General features: G+C 57.7%; 19 protein-coding genes. 16 read left to right on the top strand and 3 right to left on the bottom strand.

What is annotated here, in order from left to right; translation table 11 throughout:
* Positions 1 to 96: 96 nt before the first annotated feature.
* The 4 genes from J7382_RS18160 (at position 97) to nusG (ending at position 2,391) form a co-directional block, all read left to right on the top strand.
* Positions 97 to 579: a hypothetical protein gene (locus J7382_RS18160; RefSeq protein ID WP_209070401.1), complete on the top strand. Its 483-nt coding sequence runs from the start codon at positions 97 to 99 to the stop codon at positions 577 to 579.
* A gap of 133 nt (positions 580 to 712) precedes the next feature.
* A complete protein-coding gene (locus tag J7382_RS18155; RefSeq protein ID WP_209070400.1) occupies positions 713 to 1,411 on the top strand; it encodes a hypothetical protein in 699 nt (232 codons plus the stop codon).
* A gap of 63 nt (positions 1,412 to 1,474) precedes the next feature.
* On the top strand, positions 1,475 to 1,672 hold the full coding sequence (gene secE / locus J7382_RS18150; protein ID WP_209070399.1) for a preprotein translocase subunit SecE: 198 nt from the start codon (positions 1,475 to 1,477) through the stop codon (positions 1,670 to 1,672).
* Positions 1,673 to 1,854: 182 nt separating this feature from the next.
* Positions 1,855 to 2,391 carry a transcription termination/antitermination protein NusG gene (gene nusG / locus J7382_RS18145; RefSeq protein WP_058239818.1) on the top strand — a complete coding sequence of 179 codons (537 nt, stop codon included), beginning with the start codon at positions 1,855 to 1,857 and terminating at the stop codon, positions 2,389 to 2,391.
* Positions 2,392 to 2,496: 105 nt separating this feature from the next.
* Here the strand turns inward: nusG and J7382_RS18140 are convergent, their stop codons facing one another.
* Entirely contained in the window at positions 2,497 to 3,075 is a 579-nt protein-coding gene (locus J7382_RS18140; protein WP_209070398.1) for a TetR/AcrR family transcriptional regulator, read from the bottom strand.
* A gap of 132 nt (positions 3,076 to 3,207) precedes the next feature.
* Between J7382_RS18140 and J7382_RS18135 the strand changes: the two genes are divergently transcribed.
* From J7382_RS18135 to J7382_RS18105, 8 genes are all read left to right on the top strand, one after another.
* Positions 3,208 to 3,771 carry a carboxymuconolactone decarboxylase family protein gene (locus tag J7382_RS18135; protein WP_209070397.1) on the top strand — a complete coding sequence of 188 codons (564 nt, stop codon included), beginning with the start codon at positions 3,208 to 3,210 and terminating at the stop codon, positions 3,769 to 3,771.
* A 290-nt stretch (positions 3,772 to 4,061) separates the two neighbouring features.
* Entirely contained in the window at positions 4,062 to 5,210 is a 1,149-nt protein-coding gene (locus J7382_RS18130; RefSeq protein ID WP_058239822.1) for an alpha-hydroxy acid oxidase, read from the top strand.
* A 116-nt stretch (positions 5,211 to 5,326) separates the two neighbouring features.
* Positions 5,327 to 5,614 carry a hypothetical protein gene (locus tag J7382_RS20015; protein WP_247745107.1) on the top strand — a complete coding sequence of 96 codons (288 nt, stop codon included), beginning with the start codon at positions 5,327 to 5,329 and terminating at the stop codon, positions 5,612 to 5,614.
* A complete protein-coding gene (locus J7382_RS18125; RefSeq protein ID WP_348540052.1) occupies positions 5,611 to 6,501 on the top strand; it encodes an MFS transporter in 891 nt (296 codons plus the stop codon). Before J7382_RS20015 ends, J7382_RS18125 begins: the two co-directional genes overlap by 4 nt.
* A 190-nt stretch (positions 6,502 to 6,691) precedes the next feature.
* The gene (gene rplK, locus J7382_RS18120) at positions 6,692 to 7,117 is read left to right on the top strand and encodes a 50S ribosomal protein L11 (RefSeq protein ID WP_058239823.1); all 426 of its coding nucleotides are present in this window, start codon (positions 6,692 to 6,694) and stop codon (positions 7,115 to 7,117) included.
* The gene (gene rplA, locus J7382_RS18115) at positions 7,117 to 7,812 is read left to right on the top strand and encodes a 50S ribosomal protein L1 (protein ID WP_209070396.1); all 696 of its coding nucleotides are present in this window, start codon (positions 7,117 to 7,119) and stop codon (positions 7,810 to 7,812) included. The genes rplK and rplA overlap by 1 nt, the downstream gene beginning before the upstream one ends.
* A gap of 306 nt (positions 7,813 to 8,118) precedes the next feature.
* On the top strand, positions 8,119 to 10,491 hold the full coding sequence (locus tag J7382_RS18110; protein ID WP_209070395.1) for a methyl-accepting chemotaxis protein: 2,373 nt from the start codon (positions 8,119 to 8,121) through the stop codon (positions 10,489 to 10,491).
* A gap of 243 nt (positions 10,492 to 10,734) precedes the next feature.
* Positions 10,735 to 11,937, top strand: coding sequence for a tetratricopeptide repeat protein (locus tag J7382_RS18105; protein WP_209070394.1), 1,203 nt, complete (start codon positions 10,735 to 10,737; stop codon positions 11,935 to 11,937).
* A gap of 14 nt (positions 11,938 to 11,951) precedes the next feature.
* Here the strand turns inward: J7382_RS18105 and J7382_RS18100 are convergent, their stop codons facing one another.
* Positions 11,952 to 12,599 carry a hypothetical protein gene (locus J7382_RS18100; protein ID WP_209070393.1) on the bottom strand — a complete coding sequence of 216 codons (648 nt, stop codon included), beginning with the start codon at positions 12,597 to 12,599 and terminating at the stop codon, positions 11,952 to 11,954.
* A gap of 175 nt (positions 12,600 to 12,774) precedes the next feature.
* On the opposite strand from J7382_RS18100, the gene J7382_RS18095 reads away from it, so the two are divergent.
* Positions 12,775 to 13,008, top strand: a complete 234-nt coding sequence (locus J7382_RS18095) for a hypothetical protein (RefSeq protein WP_209070392.1) — start codon at positions 12,775 to 12,777, stop codon at positions 13,006 to 13,008.
* Positions 13,009 to 13,043: 35 nt separating this feature from the next.
* Here the strand turns inward: J7382_RS18095 and J7382_RS18090 are convergent, their stop codons facing one another.
* Positions 13,044 to 13,916, bottom strand: coding sequence for an aldose 1-epimerase family protein (locus J7382_RS18090; protein WP_209070391.1), 873 nt, complete (start codon positions 13,914 to 13,916; stop codon positions 13,044 to 13,046).
* A 387-nt stretch (positions 13,917 to 14,303) separates the two neighbouring features.
* Here J7382_RS18090 and rplJ point away from each other — a divergent pair, with 387 nt between their 5' ends.
* The 3 genes from rplJ (at position 14,304) to J7382_RS18075 (ending at position 16,823) form a co-directional block, all read left to right on the top strand.
* Positions 14,304 to 14,822: a 50S ribosomal protein L10 gene (gene rplJ, locus J7382_RS18085; protein ID WP_058239829.1), complete on the top strand. Its 519-nt coding sequence runs from the start codon at positions 14,304 to 14,306 to the stop codon at positions 14,820 to 14,822.
* Between the two features lie 71 nt (positions 14,823 to 14,893).
* Positions 14,894 to 15,274 (top strand): 50S ribosomal protein L7/L12, encoded by a 381-nt coding sequence (gene rplL / locus J7382_RS18080; protein WP_058239830.1) that lies wholly within the window; start codon positions 14,894 to 14,896, stop codon positions 15,272 to 15,274.
* Positions 15,275 to 15,506: 232 nt separating this feature from the next.
* A complete protein-coding gene (locus tag J7382_RS18075) occupies positions 15,507 to 16,823 on the top strand; it encodes a hypothetical protein (protein WP_209070390.1) in 1,317 nt (438 codons plus the stop codon).
* Positions 16,824 to 16,972: the final 149 nt, after the last annotated feature.

The raw sequence follows: 16,972 nt of genomic DNA, 5'->3' as shown, positions 1-16,972 counted from the left end.
GTCCGGCCACATTCATCCTTCATTAACCATGATAGAGGGCTCCCGCCGATGGGTGGGGCTGCCGCAAAATGGGGGCGGCAATGTGAGGCATGATCGATGCGACATGGATTCCGACTCGGTGATTTTGAAACGCCTGTTTCGCAGGCTGAGACGGCGCGTGAGCGCAGGCGGGACGACCGTAGATTGATGCGTGAGGTCAACCGGCGGATGCGCCGGGCCATGGCGCGCGCGACCGCTGCGGATCATATGTCTGCGGTGGAACGCGTGATGGCGCGCAATGCCCGACAGCTTGAACAGCAGCGCGAAGAGGCGCGGTTGCGGCGTGATATCGTGATGGCGCGGCGCTGGCCACGCCCGCGGCTGCTGGCGTTGATTGTGGTGATCACACTGGCGGCGGTGGTGCCGTCGGTGACGTTGCGCCTTATGATCTGGATGGTGATTTTGCTGCTGCTGACAGCTGTGATGCTCGGGCCGGAGCGGGCGCGGGATGGGATGTTGATCGCATGGCGTCATGTGACAGGTGTTTGGGGCAGCGACTGGCATGTGCTGCGCCGTATGATTGGCGTGGGAGAGCGGTGAGGGTCGCCACAGTTTTTCCATGATTTGACCGCAGATTTGCCTCCGTGCCCCCGGAGGATTTTTCGCCAAAGCGCGGATCTGTGGGGGCGGTGGTGCAAAAGGGTTTGTAAGGCGACGTAGAACGAGTGGTGATATGACCGATGGTTTGATGGTCGCAGATGCCCCCAAAGGGTCATCAGGCGACGAGGACATGCAAGCGAAAGAGATCAGCGCCGGTGGCGAAGGTTTTAGTGATGCCACGCTGGAGACCATCCGGGCCCTTTTGGCGGAAGCGGATCCGGTGCCGGAGCCCAAGCCCTTGCGTGCAGCCCCGTTTGCGCGGATGCGCCGTGTGGATGGCGCGCAGGTCAGCTCGCATACCGGTTCTGGTGACGCAGGGGCCAGGGATCTGGCTGCCCCGGTAACTTCCCAAGTTTCAGAAGATGACCCGGAGGTTGCCTTTGCACCGCGCAGTTGGCGCAGGATTGAAGTGGTTGAAGGGCGAGCTGGGCGCAATCTGCGCCGGTTTCTGATGTCGCCCCGGATGGTCTCTTTGGCGTTTCTCTGTGGCGTGGTGATCTGGCAGCCGTGGTTTATCCCCATGCTGGCTTTGCTGATTGTGTCGACGTTGCTTTTGATTGGGGCACTGATTGGACAGGACCGCATGGCGCGCATCGTGCTTTATGTACTGAAGCGTTTTGTCTGGGCCGACCCGGCGCTGGGGCGGTTCCTGCAAAAGATCTTGCCGTACCGCTGGCACGGGGTGTTGCACCGTCCGGCCAGTGAGGAAGATGTCTGGGATGGGCCGATTGATCCGAGTTTTGCGGATCGGATTGCGCGACTGCGTAGCTAGGCCCTTGAATTTGGCGCGCAGCCCAAGTATGTCAGCCCCTGATCAAGGCAAAGAAGAAGCGTCATGGCGAAAACCAATCCGATCACATTCATTCAGCAAGTCCGCGCGGAAGTCTCCAAAGTGGTCTGGCCGACCCGTCGCGAAGTGCTGCTGACCACCGTGATGGTGTTCATCATGGCCGCGCTGACGGCGGCGTTTTTCTCGCTGGTGGATATCCTTATCCGCTCTGGTCTTCAGGGCGTTCTTTCGCTGTTCGGCTGAGGGCTGACCATGTGGTTGTGCCTTGAAACCAAGGCACAACGGGGGTAGTCACTGGCACATAAGATGCTTGGCGTGTGACGAATCGAGTTGCACGCCGATTTTTTGTTCCTGATAGTCTGATTTGAGACACTGGACATAAACGAGAGTCCGGCTGGTGCCGGCAAGGACGGGAAGAACAACACATGGCGAAACGGTGGTATTCGGTCAGCGTGCTTTCGAACTTCGAAAAGAAGGTCGCCGAGACAATTCGCACATCGGTCGAAGAGCAGGGGCTTGAGGATCAGATTGACGAAGTGCTGGTCCCGACCGAGGAAGTGATTGAGGTGCGTCGCGGCAAGAAAGTGACCAGCGAGCGCCGCTTTATGCCGGGCTACGTGCTGGTGCATATGGAAATGTCCGACCAAGGCTATCACCTGATCAACTCCATCAACCGCGTCACCGGCTTCTTGGGTCCACAGGGTCGTCCGATGCCGATGCGCGATGCGGAAGTTCAGGGTATCCTGGGCCGCGTGGAAGAGGGTGAAGCCGCGACACCGAAGTTGATGATCAGCTTTGAAGTGGGTGAGAAGGTCAAAGTCAACGACGGTCCGTTTGAGGATTTCGACGGTATGGTCGAGGAAGTGGACGAAGAGAACCAGCGCCTGAAGGTGACGGTCTCCATTTTTGGCCGCGAGACTCCGGTCGAGCTGGAATACACGCAGGTGACCAAGCAGATGTAAGTCTGCGATATAAGTTTTCAGGAAACCCCGATGCCTTGGCATTGGGGTTTTTTGTTTTTGGAGGCTGGCGGTGCGGTGCGCAGTGAATGCGCACCCTACGGGGTGTCAGTGGTGCAGGCGATGGGCGAGGTCGGAGACCATTTCTTTGATCACCGCAGGGTCGTCTGCCCTCAGCGCGTAAAAACACAGACCCGCCAGATCTGCGCTTAACTGACGGGCGCGTTTATGGGGGGCGGTGTTGGCGGGCAGTTCCCCTGCGTCGATGGCCTGCTGAAAGATGTCTTCAAAGACGGCGTCATTTTTGGTGAGCAGCTCTGCAATTTTCTCTTCGATCATCTGATTGCCATGGCTGCTTTCCAGCGTGGCCTTCACTAGATAGCAGACCGGCAGAGGGGCCTCCGCATTGGACAGCGGATGTGCCTCTGTGATGAAGGTGGCGAGACCTGCCAGTGGCGAGCTGGCCTTGGCCAAAAGCTCCGCGCGAAGGGTCTGCAGGCGCGTTGCGTAGCGTTCAAGGCTCAGACAGTAGAGTTTCGCCTTGCTGCCAAAGGCGGCGTAGAGCGAGCCGGGGTGCATGCCTGTGGCGCGCTCCAGATCCTTGAGGGACGTGGAGGCATAGCCCTGCTGCCAGAACAGGTCCAGCGCGGCGCCAAGGGCGGCATTTTTATCATGGCTTACATTCATGGGGGCAATCTAATCGGGCTTTCAGATAATGCCAAGGTCACGTTTGAGTGATTGCTCAAGTTGACATATTGAGCAATCACTCAAGTTGCCCATATGAGAGGGACATCGATAAATTGAAAAGGACTTCCTCCCATGACCACCTTCCCCCGTTACACCGCAGAAACCGCCCCGGAAGCCGCCAAGGAGCGTTTGGTTGCCTCCGAAAAGGCCTATGGGTTTCTGCCCGGCCTCTATCAGGTGATGGCCGGTGCGCCGCAGTTGCTTGAAACCTATCAGCGCACCCACGAAGCCTTTGTCAGCACCAGTTTTGACAACACCGAACTGACCGTGGTGTGGCAGACGATCAATGTGGAGCATGAGTGCCACTATTGTGTGCCTGCCCACACCGGCATTGCCCATTCGATGAATGTGGATGCCGGGGTGATTGACGCGCTGCGCAATGAAACGCCGTTGGCCGATCCTAAGCTGGAAGCGCTGCGGACATTCACACTGGCGCTTGTGCGCGGCCGTGGCCATGTGGCGCCAGAGGCCTATGAGGTGTTTTACGCGGCGGGCTATGGCACACAGCAGGTGCTTGAGATCATTCTGGGCCTGTCGCAGAAGATCCTGAGCAATTACACCAACCATGTGGCACAGACGGCTGTGGACCCGGCCTTTGAGCCGTTTGCCTGGAGCAAGGCGGAGAAGGCGGCCTAAGCCTCTTTCGAAATATAGGAGAAGGCCCCGGTGTTTTTATTGGGGCCTTTTCATTTTGAGCGGAATGATCACAGCGAGTCTGTGTCGGCGCTGTCTGGAGACAGGCGTGGTGGGTATGTGGTTCGCGCGAACATGGAGTTATCAATCTGAGCACTAATTTTCGCGGTGTTTGTGACGGCGCGTCGCAAAGAGGGGGGATGAGTGCGCATTTTTCTTGCCAAGGAGAGGGGATCTGCCTATGTCAAAAGTGGTAAATTTATTTTACCAATAGCCGCGAGGGAGGGTGTGCCATGAGATTGAGCGATTGTCATAATTTTCAGGATTTTCGGAAGCTGGCCAAGAAGCGCCTGCCGGGGCCGGTGTTTCATTACATCGACGGGGCCGCGGATGATGAGATCACCTATCGCCGCAATACCACCAGCTTTGACGATGTGGATTTGGTGCCCAATGTCCTGAATGGCGTGGAAAACGTGGACATGTCGGTAGAAGTCATGGGCCAGAAGCTGGACATGCCGATCTACTGCGCGCCGACTGCTTTGCAGCGCCTGTTCCACCATGAAGGGGAGCGCGCGGTTGGGAAGGCGGCGACCAAATATGGCACGATGTTTGGGGTATCCTCGCTGGCGACGGTGACGGTTGAAGAGATCGAGAAGATCGCGCCCGGTCCCAAGATGTTCCAATTCTACTTCCACAAGGATCGTGGCTTGAATGATGCGCTGCTGGAGCGGGCGCGGGCGGCGAATTTCAACGTCATGGCCTTGACGGTGGACACGATCACCGGGGGCAACCGGGAGCGGGACCTGCGCACGGGGTTTACCTCGCCGCCCAAGCTTACGGCGGCCTCGGCGCTGAGCTTTGCCACCCATCCGATGTGGGCCTGGAATTTCTTTACCAAAGAGAAGTTCGACATGCCGCATCTCTCCGGCCACGTGCAGGCGGGCACCAACTTGGCAGTCTCTGTGGGGGAATATTTCTCCACCATGCTGGATCAGTCGATGAACTGGGAAGACGCAGAAAAGCTCTGTGCGCAGTGGAATGGCCAGTTTGCACTCAAGGGGATCATGAGCGTTGAGGACGCCAAGCGGGCGGTGGATATTGGCTGTACCGGGATCATGGTGTCCAACCATGGCGGGCGGCAGCTGGATGGCTCACGTGCGCCGTTTGATCAACTGGCGGAGATCTGTGACGCCGTGGGCGACAAGATTGACGTGATCTGCGAGGGTGGCATTCAGCGGGGCACCCATGTGCTCAAGGCGCTGTCGGTGGGGGCAAAGGCCTGTTCCGGCGGGCGGCTCTATCTCTATGCGCTGGCGGGTGCCGGGCAGGCTGGGGTTGAGCGGGTGCTGGGCAATATGCGCACCGAGATTGAGCGCGACATGAAGCTCATGGGCATCACCAGTTTGGACCAATTGAGCCGGGACAATCTGCGCTGGCGCTAATCGCGCGGAGAAAGTGTATTTCAGGCGTTGATTGACCGTCTGTGAGTGTGGTTTGAGGGCGCGTAGCATAAGGCGCCCTTTTGCTGTCTCAGATGACGGATTCCAAAGGTACGTCCATGTCCAAACCCGTCCTTCCTGCTGCTGTGTGGGGGCTAGGCTTTGTCAGCTTGCTGATGGATGTCTCCTCCGAGATGATCAACACACTCCTGTCGTTGTATCTGGCCGGTGGACTGGGCGCTTCGGCTTTGGCGATTGGGTTTATCGAAAGGCTCTCCGTAGCGGTTGCGACTGGGGGCAAGTTTCTCTCTGGGGTGCTGGCCTATGTTAGCAGCCGGGCCAAGCCGCTGGCGGTGCTGGGCTATGGGCTTGGTGCGCTGTCACGGCTGATTTTTCCTTGGGGGTGACGCTGGATCAGATTGTGCTGGCCAAGGCGCTGGACCGGGTGGGCAAGGGCATTCGCGGGGCGCCACGGGACGCGATCCTCACAGCGGCCAGCCCGCCAGAGCTGCGCGGCGCGAGTTTTGGTCTGCGCAAATCGCTGGACACGGTGGGCGGCTTTCTGGGGCCGCTGATTGCAGTGGGCGCGATGCTGTGGCTGGCAGGCAATATTCAGCAGGTCTTCTGGCTGGCCACCATTCCGGCGGCGCTCTGTATGGCGGTGCTGATCTTCTATGTGAAAGAACCGGCTGGGGAGACCGCGATCAAGCGTAGCAGTTTTCGACTGGCAGAAGCGCTGCGGCTGACGCCAAAGGTCTGGATGGTGATTGGTCTGACCTCCGTCATCATGCTCGCGCGGTTTAGTGAGGCGTTTGTACTGCTCAAAGCATTGGACATTGGGATCAGCGCGACTTGGGTGCCGCTGTCGCTGGTGGTGATGCATGCGGCCTATGGGCTGACGGCTTATCCGGTGGGGCGGCTGTCGGATCGCATTGGCAGTTCGGGGCTGCTGCTGTGCAGTCTGGCGTTTCTGGTGGCCGCGCATCTCACGCTGGCGGTGGCGGGGAGTGTCTGGGGTTATGTGGTGGGCACGGTGCTCTGGGGGCTGCATATGGGCTTTTCCCAAGGGCTGCTGGGCGCGATGATTGCCAGCGCGACGCCGGATCATCTGAAAGGCAGCGCCTTTGGCACGTTCAACCTTGTGACCGGGCTGGTGGTGCTGGTGGGCAATACGGCGGCCGGGGCTTTCTGGCATGGCTTTGGGGCGCAGACGCCGTTTCTGGTGGGGGCGGGGCTGACGGTTCTGGCGATGGGGCTGATTGCGTTCTGGCTGCCGAGGGGGAAGGTGGGGTGAGGTTTGGTTAGATGCGCAGTGAATGCGCACCCTACGGGGTTGCCAAACATCCAAAACAGGCGTAAGTGCCGCCTCTATCGTCTTTGGGCGAGATTCTCTCGTGGGAGGTTGGCGCATCGCGATGCGAAGATCGGACCACGCAACACAAACCGGGCGGAACGCGTTTCGCCTATGTTGAAAGGAAAACCAAATGGCTAAGAAGCTTGCTGGTACAATGAAGCTGCAGGTTCCTGCAGGTCAAGCCAACCCTTCCCCACCCGTCGGTCCGGCGCTGGGTCAGCGCGGCATCAACATCATGGAATTCTGTAAAGCGTTCAACGCTAAGACACAGGACATGGAGCCAGGTGCGCCTTGCCCAACCGTGATCACCTACTATCAGGACAAGTCCTTCACCATGGACATCAAGACGCCACCTGCGTCTTATTACCTGAAGAAGGCTGCCAAGCTGAAATCCGGTGCAAACCTGCCAGGTCGTGAGACCGTGGGTTCCGTGACCGCCGCTCAGGTGAAAGAAATCGCCGAAGCGAAAATGAAAGACCTGAACGCAAATGACATCGATGCTGCAATGCAGATCATCCTTGGCTCCGCGCGTTCCATGGGCATCGAGGTGAAATAATGGCTAAGCTTGGTAAACGTACTGCCGCAGCGCGTGAAGCGTTCGCAGGCAAATCCAACCTGACCGTTGAAGAAGCTGTTGCTCTGGTCAAAGGTTCCGCCTCCGCGAAGTTCGACGAAACTGTTGAAATCGCCGTTCAGCTGGGTGTTGACCCACGTCACGCAGACCAGATGGTTCGTGGTGTTGTTGGTCTGCCAAACGGCACCGGCAAAGACGTGCGCGTTGCGGTATTCGCACGTGGCCCGAAAGCTGAAGAAGCACAGGCAGCAGGCGCGGACATCGTTGGCGCAGAAGATCTGATGGAAACCGTTCAGGGCGGCACCATCGACTTTGATCGCTGCATCGCGACTCCTGACATGATGCCGGTTGTTGGCCGTCTGGGTAAAGTTCTTGGTCCACGTAACCTGATGCCAAACCCAAAAGTTGGCACGGTGACCATGGATGTTGCTGAAGCTGTGAAAAACGCCAAAGGCGGCGAAGTGCAGTTTAAAGTCGAAAAAGCCGGTGTTGTACACGCGGGCGTTGGCAAAGTGTCTTTTGACGAAGGCAAGCTGGTTGAGAACGTGAAAGCGTTCATGGACGCAGTTCTGAAAGCCAAGCCTGCTGGTGCCAAAGGTGCATACGTGAAGAAGATCGCTCTGTCCTCCACCATGGGCCCAGGCGTGACCATCTCCGTGGACAGCGCTTCCGCATAAGATCTCCGGATCTGAGAGATTTGAAGGCGTCCCTTTGGGGCGCCTTTTTCGATTCGCGCGCGTCTGGGCGTGACGGATGTGCGCAGGCCAGATGTGCGCATGACGTGCTTGAAGAATTTGGCGCTTTGGTTCCGAGTTGCACGCTTCGCAAGTTCAGTAATTTTTATTGCTACCCCATTAACGCGAAACTCCCTTTATTTCAGCACCTTCCTTCATTGGTTTGGAAACCTAACCAATCTGTTTGGGTTATGTAAACTTTTCCCGCTGAGGTTCCCAAGTTCGCGCGCTCTATGAAGGAAGAAAACAATGCGAAACCTCCTGTCGATGCGGCTTTCAAAAAAGCTGCCTTTGTCGATTGTTGTGTTCTGTACGCTCTCTGCGGCGGCCATCAGTGTTGCGAGTTTGTTGGGTTTGAGAAGCTATGCTTTCACGGCTGTTGAGCAGCAGATGGAGGCCATGGTGTCCGATCGGCGCAGTGCCGTGGTGCAAATGATGCTGGGTATTGAGGCGGATGTGATGACGCTTGCTGCCTCTCCGGCGACTGGGGATGCCTTGCAGAAGTTTGGTCAGTCCTGGCGTGAACTTGGTGGCGCGGCTCAGGCGGATCTGACGGCGGCCTATGTTGCAGATAATCCCAACCCGGTTGGATCAAAGCACCTTTTGGAACGTGGTGCAGGGGATGCTTGGTATCACGTCAATCACGCGACATATCATCCCGCGCTACGTGTGATGATTGAAACCAAAGGGTACTATGATGCCTTTTTGATTGGGGCGCAGGGCGACATCGTTTATTCGGTGTTCAAGGAGGCAGATTTTGCCACCAACCTTTTCAAGGGCGCCTATCACGACAGCGGACTTGCGGAGGTGTTCCTTGCCGCGCTGGATGGGGAGCCGGGGCAGGTTTATTTCTCAGATATGCGCGCCTATGCGCCTAGCAACGGTGCGGCTGCGGCCTTTGTGGCCTCTCAGGTTGTTGATCTGGGCGGTGCGCCGTTGGGGGTTGTGGCTTTGCAGATCCCGGTCGCCCTATTGGGGGATATTGTGAACAATCCGCAGGGGCTTGGGGGCACCACACAAATTTATCTCGTTGGCGATGACGGTCTGGCACGCACCACGGCGCGTTTTGATGGCGGTTATTCGGTGTTGCAGGAGATGCGCAACCTGCCGCATGTGGATGCGGCACTGGCGGGGGCGCAGACATTTGAGAAGAACGCTGTCGGAGTCGGCGGGCAGGATGTGGTGACCTATGCGGCACCGGTTGGCCTCACGCATGCCAATTGGGCCATTGCGGCGGAGCAAGATCTTTCTGAGACCATGGCACCTGTGCAGCGCACAACTCAGATTTTTATTTTGATCAGCTGCGTTGTGGCGGCGATCATGTCGGGACTGGGCTGGGTGATGGCGCGTGTCATAACTGTGCCGCTCAACAGCATTTGCGGAGATATGGACCGGATTTCAGCTGGCGAGTATGATGCCGAAGTTGTGGCGGCGCAGCGCGGTGACGAAATTGGGGATCTGGGCAAGACGCTGTTGTCGATGCGATCGGATCTGAAGAAAGCCAGAGCACTGGAAGAGGCCCGTGCGCAGGCAGCAGAAGCGCAGGCCTGTGTGGTTGAGAGCCTGAGCGCGGGGCTGGTGCAGCTGTCAGAGGGAGATTTCTCTCGTACGATTGATGAGGCATTCGACCCGGATCATGAAATGCTGCGAAGCCATTTTAATACCACTGTCTCCCGTTTGAATGACACGGTATCGCGGGTCGTGACTGCTGCTTCCAGCATCCAGCAGGGCTCCGCAGAAATCAGTCAGTCCTCGCTGGATCTTGCTGGCAGGACCGAAAATCAAGCTGCGACGCTTGAGGAAACAGCGGCGGCGCTGGAGGAAATGACCTCCAATGTAAAAGCGGCGGCGGATGGCGCGCGTACGGTGGAGCAGGTGGTGACAGATGCCAAGCGCGAAGCCGAGCAGAGCGATGAAGTGGTGCGAGAAGCGGTTTCTGCGATGACGGAGATCGAACAGAGTTCTCAGCAGATTGCGCAGATCATCACGGTGATTGAAGACATCGCCTTTCAGACCAATCTGCTTGCTCTGAACGCCGGGGTAGAGGCCGCACGCGCGGGCAGCGCCGGGCGTGGTTTTGCTGTGGTGGCATCAGAAGTCCGTGCGCTGGCACATCGGTCTTCGGATGCGGTGATGGAAATTCGGGATTTGATTGGCAACAGTTCCAAACAGGTTGAGAATGGCGTGCTGCTGGTGGATCGGGCAGGGGACTCCCTGAGCAATATTGCAGAGCGGGTTGGGCATATTTCCAAATTGGTGAGTGAGATCGCGCAAAGTGCGTCTGATCAATCTTCTGGTCTGGTGGAGATCAACACCAACGTGGTGCAGCTTGATCAAGTGACACAGGCCAATGCGGCGATGGTGGAGGAGTGTTCTGCCGCTGGGCAAATGCTCAGCCAAGATGCCAATGAGCTCAATAATATGGTGGCGCAATTCAAGGTGGCAGAGCCTGCCGGGCGTAAGAAGAGTCCAGTCACGAAGGCGGGCCAGTCACATCCTGCCAGCACCGCACAGGCGCCGGTTGCCGCACCAAAAGAAGCGTCTGCGCCTCTTGCCACACGGGCGCAGGACGCTGCGATGGCTGAGGGCAATGCTGCTGTCAATCTCTGGCAGGACTTTTGATTGCGCGCTTCGTGTTGAGCTGCGGTGGCTGTCCTATCAGCGGACGTTTGCGACACCTGAGAACACCCGCTTTGACTGCGGGTGTTTTTCGTTTTCCAGAGAGGCTGCGCTGGTTCTGCACAGGTGTGTGTTGACGCTTGGCGGCTGGCTTTTTTCTGGACATATGCGACTTCGGGTGATGTGTTTGAAGCCATTAAAACACTCGGCAGCCTGTACTGTCCGAAGAGACTTTGGGGTGGGATTTTGAAACGCATTTTGACCGTAGTAGGCCTTTGGATGGCCAGCGCCGAATTGGCGGCAGCTGAGTGTTCCGAAGCGCGTGAAATTTGGGGGGACGTGAAAGCGAGCGGCTCCGTACAGGTGGTTGAGGAGTATCTTTCGGTCTTTGGGGATTGTGCGATTTACTCCGGATTGGCACGGGAAAGGCTGGCGGTGTTGCAGGGAGGGCAGGCTGCGACACAAACACAAGCTCCCAAGCAAAAAGCGGCTGGGGAAGAGGCCGCGCAGGTTGAACCGAGCCTGAATGCCGATGAGCGCGCGTGTTTGCGAAAGGCCATGCCTCCATTGCACGTAGCGAGCATACCCGGTGTTTCATGGGCAAATATGTCAGTGCAGGAGGCGCTGGTTGCGTGTGCGCCGGTTGCTGAGCTTGAAAACCCGGATGCAGATGCGCTTGCAGCCTATGGCCGTGTTCTGATGAAGGCAAAAAATTATAGCCAAGCTTTCACTGTGAGCCAGCGGGCGACTGAGTTGGGCAGCGGACTGGGGGCCAATAATATGGGCCGGATTTTCGCGAAGGGACGCGGTGTTGATGTTGATCCGGAAAGAGCCATTCAATTTTATAAGCTTGCTGCCGAAAGGGGATCCCCGCTTGGATATAACAATCTCGGGGATGCGTATCATAAGGGCAAGGGCGTTGAGGTGGATGGCCAGCGTGCGCTTACATACCTGAAAGTGGCAGCGTCTCATGGCTACGCTGTCGCCTATTCGGGTATTGGGCATATTTATCGCAATGGGACCACCGTGCCACAGGACATTCCGAAGGCGCTCGAGGCGTATCAGGAAGCCTTTGAACTGGGTGACTACGAGAGCGGGGCGTTCATTGGCTACATTCTGGAAACGGGAGAGGGTGGGTATCCGCAAGATGAAAGCCAGGCGCTTGATTGGTATGCTCATGTTGCTCTGAAAGGAGAGTACGTGGATTGGGCCGCGTTTCGGGCCGGCAATATGGTCAGAGACGGACGTGGTGTCCCCGCGGATGAGGATAAGGCCGCCAATTGGTATCGGCTGGGGGAGGAGAACGATCATGCGCCAAGCAGGCGTGAGCTGGGCAAGCTGTATTATAGCTGGGGGTACCGTGATGAGGCCCAAAACGTGCTTGGGCTGGCGGCAGCGGGCGGGGATGACGAGGCTCTGGAGCTCCTGATACGCTGGTTTGGCGAGTGAGGCAGCTGCCGGGGTCAGCGTAGCGCCCGCCGGCTGCGCAGTGGTTCTGAACTGATGGCCTGTTTTTGCACAAATTTCAGATGCCCCAACACGGGTTTGAAAGCCTCGCGGTGGGCATCGCGCGCCATGTAATCCAGGATCCGGTAGATGTTGATTGGCTGTTGCTGAATGAGGCCAATGATACGGTCCTGCGCCTCTTCTGGGGCGTAGTTGTCGATCAACTGGCAGGCGCTTTGTGTCGGGGTGAGGATGTAGAAATCCTGAGGGCGGCGTGAGGTGAATCGGATGGCATCAAACGGGGATTCCCCGAGCGCGCGGAATTTTGGCATGATCAGGCGCATGTCTGCGGCGTGATGTTCGATGATGTGCCCCGTGCGCTGGCGAAATTCCAGAGGCTGCAGCTTTTGCAGGATATGGGTGCGCATGGGGCCTGCGAGCGTGTCCACATCAGCGCGGTCGTAACGCAGATCATCAAAAACGGAGATCAGTTGCAGATCCCAATCCACCACATGGAGGTAGGGATCTTTGTCTAATGTGCGCAGGCTGTCTTTGAGAGTTTCCAGACTGGGGGCTGCATCCGCCGCCGCGCCGGTTTTCGCAGGCGTTTGTGCGAAGCCGGAAAAGGTGGTGGTGATCCGTTGCAGAAGGCTGCGCATGGCCATGGGGTCTCCTCGGACAGGGTTTCTTTACCTGTTACGCGCGGGCGGTGCAGCGGGTTCAGTCAAATTTGATCGGGAACGTGGGGGCGCATGTAGAGGTTGCCTTTGCGGTCATCTGTTGATCTGGATGCCCCGTAATAACATCTGAAGAGAAGGGCTTGCCTCAGGAGGATGAGAGATGTTGCAGGAGAAACGCAAGGATCTGGACTCAGAGAAGCAGAAGAAGCTGCTGCAGCGGATGGTGGCGGAACTGAGCCATCTGTATCCTGACCTCTACTATCAACCGACCAGCGAGGTCGCTGATCTGATCAGGCGTCATGTGGCCTCTGAGGCCAAGCTCAATGCCGAAGAGCATGCGCTGCTTAAGGCTTTGAGCAAGCGCGACATTGAAGTTTTGCTCAGCTTGCACTGAGCTTTGTCTTTGACGGCTTGGTCTGTGTGACCGGTTCAGAGCGCGACGGTCAGGCTGTAGCCAAAGGTTTCCTGAGCGCCAGGCTGCAAGGTGGTGCTGTTGGGGCGGTCTGCGATTTGTGGACCTGAGCCATGCAGGGCGGCCGTGCCATGCCAAGGTTCGATACAAAGGAAGGGGGCCTGCTTTGGTTTCCACAGGGCAATGTCTGGCAGATTGTCGAAGGTGAAGGAGAGGTTTGGCCCATCTTTCGGCCCATAGCGCAGGAAGTTGGGCGTGCCATCCGGGAAAACCAATGCGCCCTCCTCAAAGAGCGCTTCTGACAATGGGAGGGTGCCTGCCTGAAACGGGCCTGGCACCAAATGTGGCTCTAGCAGCCCATCAGGGCGCAGCGGGCGTTGCTTGGGGGTGGCCGTGGCAGGCAAGTCTATCATGTGGGTCTGATCTGTGGCACCGGGCAGGGGCCAGAGGAACGCGGGGTGAAAGCCAAAACCAAAAGGCATTGGCTGATCTGAGAGATTTTCCACCTCTGCCGTGACCGACACTGTGCGGCCGGAGAGCGCATGGGTGAGGCGCAGCGCAAACTCAAAAGGGTAGACAGCGCGTGTAGCGGCATCCGCGCGCAGCACATGACGGCACATCGTTGTGGTTTGCGCCTCAATAGCGAAGGTGCTCCGGCGGGCGAAACCGTGCTGCGGCATGTTTGCGCGATGCGCGCCCACAGCAATGGTGTCGTCTGGCGCACGCCCGACAATGGGGAACAGAACCGGTGCGCGCCCCGTCCAGAAGGTCGCGTCGCCATGCCAGAGCAGGTCGCGCCCATCAGCCGTGCGCAGAAACTGCATCTCTGCGCCGATGGTGGCGACGGACAGGCTCAGGTGGTCGTTAGACAGAATGCAATCAGAGGTCATAAAGGCGCCTTTGTTGGATAGGATGGGCTGGTGTGCCCACTTTAGCCGCGCGCCGGCGGATTGAAATGATGCAATTGGTAGGGGATGCCTTTGATGAAGGGCGCAAATGGTGGCTTGCAAAGTGATTGTAGCAGCGTTAAGAGGCCACTGCCCACCCCAAGGCAGCGTTTATGCGATTCTTTGAGGTGGCCTGTCCAAGACGGAGGGTTCCGGCATATGCCTGAATAATTCCTTCCCGAGATGGGGTAAGAGACAAGAATTCTAAGAAGGCCCTTTCCGGGTGCTTCGGCGATCTTGGTTCCCAACCCTTTGTTTGGACCTAAACGCATGCCCCTTGGGGTGTGCAAAACTGAGCCGGGGCGCAAGCCCCATATTTGGAGTAAAACTGTGGATAGAGCACAAAAAGAGAAGGTGGTCGAGGAACTCGGCCAGATCTTTGAAAGCTCTGGCGTTGTAGTGGTTGCCCACTACGCGGGTCTCACGGTTGCTGACATGCAAGACCTGCGCGCACGTGCGCGTGACGCGGGTGGTGCAGTACGTGTCGCCAAGAACAGGCTCGCCAAGATCGCCCTGGAAGGCAAACCATGCGAAAGCATGGGTGACCTTCTGTCGGGTATGACCGTTCTGACCTATTCCGAGGACCCTGTGGCAGCCGCCAAAGTGGCCGAGGACTTCGCCAAGACGAACAAGAAGTTCGAAATCCTTGGCGGTGCAATGGGCGAGAACGCTCTGGACCGTGCCGGTGTTGAAGCCGTGTCGAAAATGCCTTCCCGCGACGAGCTTATCGCTCAGATCGCTGGCATGCTCGGCGCACCTGCTTCCAGCATCGCCGGTGCAATTGGCGCACCTGCTTCGAACATCGCATCCATCCTGTCTACCATCGAGGAAAAGGCAGAGGCTGCGTAAGCAACTTTTTGAGCCGCGTAGGGTGAATGCCCAACGTTGGAACACATATCTGATAACGGAAAGAGTCTAAAATGGCTGATCTGAAAGCACTCGCAGAAAGCATCGTGGGTCTGACCCTGCTGGAAGCACAAGAACTGAAAACCATCCTCAAAGACGAGTATGGCATCGAACCAGCCGCCGGTGGCGCGGTTGTCATGGCAGCAGCTGGCGGCGACGCCGGTGGCGCAGCTGAAGAAGAGAAGACTGAATTCGACGTGATCCTGAAATCCGCAGGCGCATCGAAAATCAACGTCATCAAAGAAGTTCGCGGCATCACAGGCCTGGGCCTGAAAGAAGCCAAAGAGCTGGTTGAAGCTGGTGGCAAAGCCGTCAAAGAAGGCGTGTCCAAGGACGAAGCCGAAGAGATCAAAGGCAAGCTGGAAGCAGCTGGCGCCGAGGTCGAAGTTAAGTAATTCGGATTTTTTCCGATTTGCTGCAGGCGTCCCATTTGGGGCGCCTGTTTTCATTTCAGCACCTGTTGCGATTGCCCAGCAGACTCGGGTAAACCCCTTGTTTTGGTGATCTAGCGGTTGCCATCAGGCGCACAATGGGCAATCACAGGGACGAGAGCGCCTGCGGACGTCAGCGCCAAGCAGCAAACCTGGCCCCGGTCTTTGGGTGCGGGCCACAGATAAGAAGTCGACTATGAAACACTCCATTCCCCTGACGGCACTTCCTGAGAATACAGTTTTTGGCGCAGGCGATGTTTTCGTCCTGTTTGGTGAGCTTTTCGGACGTGGTTATGCGACCGGTCTGATTGACGCGGCAAAGGCGGCGGGCATGACTCTTGTAGGCATCACCGTGGGGCGTCGCGAAGATGATGGCGCGCTGCGTGCGCTGACCGATGAAGAGCTGGCGGCTGCAGAGGATAACCTTGGTGGCAAGATCATCAATATTCCGATGATGGCGGGCTTTGATATGGATGCGCCGGAAGGCGGCGCGACGCCAACCGACATGCTCTCTGACATGACGCTGGACAACTGGCAGGATTACAAGCTGGATTGGGACAAGGTGGATGCGTGCCGCGAGATTGGCACGGCGCGCTTTGTGCAGTCGCTTGAAAAAGTCATGGCAGAGCTTGAGGGGCTGATCCCTGCGGGCAAGAATGTGTTCTTTGCCCATACCATGGCAGGGGGCATTCCACGCGCGAAAGCCTTTCTGGCGATTGCCAACCGCATCTACAAAGGTCGTGGCGCGCGCCACATGCCGTCGCAGGCGCTGATGGACAGTGATCTGGGCAAGCTGATCCTGCAGAACTTTGACGAGGTGACCGCAAACAGCTTTGGTCATCTGCTGGAGCACAGTGCTGCGCTGCGCGGCAAGATCGAAGCAGGCGGCGGGCAGGTGCGTTACACAGCCTATGGCTATCACGGCACCCGTGTTCTGATTGATGGCGCCTATCAGTGGCAAACCTACACCAGCTACACGCAGGGCTATGCCAAGATGAAGCTGGAAGGCTTTGCGCAACAGGCTTGGGAGCAGGGCGTGAAAGCGACCGTGTTCAACTGCCCGGAAATCCGCACCAACTCCTCTGACGTGTTTGCGGGGATCGAGCTGTCACTGGTGCCGCTGCTGGAGGCCTATCGCAAAGAAGGTGGTGGTGACTGGGTGCAGGGCGTTTGGGACGAATGTCAGGCGCTGCTTAAAGAAGGCGAAACGCTGGAAGGTATTCTGGAGACCGTTGGTGCCTATCAGCAGAACCCGGTGATGCAGTCTTTCTACAACTTTGAAGCCTGGCCGATGCAGAATAGCCCTGAGCAGGTGGAGATGACCGTCGGCACCTCGGCAGATATCGTGGCGCTGCACAAGAACCGCAAAGAGCTGGTGAGTGATGTGCTGAGTGCGCATGTGGTGAGCGCAACCGGCGCGCTGATCTTTGGCGCGTCCAGCGATGCGGATGGTCCGGTTCTGTGGCTGGACCATGATCTGGTGGCGCAGCAGTTGATTGCAGCGAATGGCTAAGGCGATTGTTGCCTTGGGTTTTGATGTCTTGGACCAGGTGCCCTTTGGGCACCTGTTTTCGTTCGTAGGCTGCGATTGAGGGGGTGGTAACTTTCCTCTTTTCGGCGAAATCCGGCCAAAGGATGTGCCGAGTTGCGCGCTGAGGTCCG

Origin of the sequence: Shimia sp. R11_0, from assembly GCF_017744035.1 — a bacterium.
GTDB lineage: Bacteria > Pseudomonadota > Alphaproteobacteria > Rhodobacterales > Rhodobacteraceae > Shimia > Shimia marina.
The sequence above is the reverse complement of the archived record's forward strand: the minus strand, read 5'-3'. Positions and strand labels throughout refer to the sequence as shown.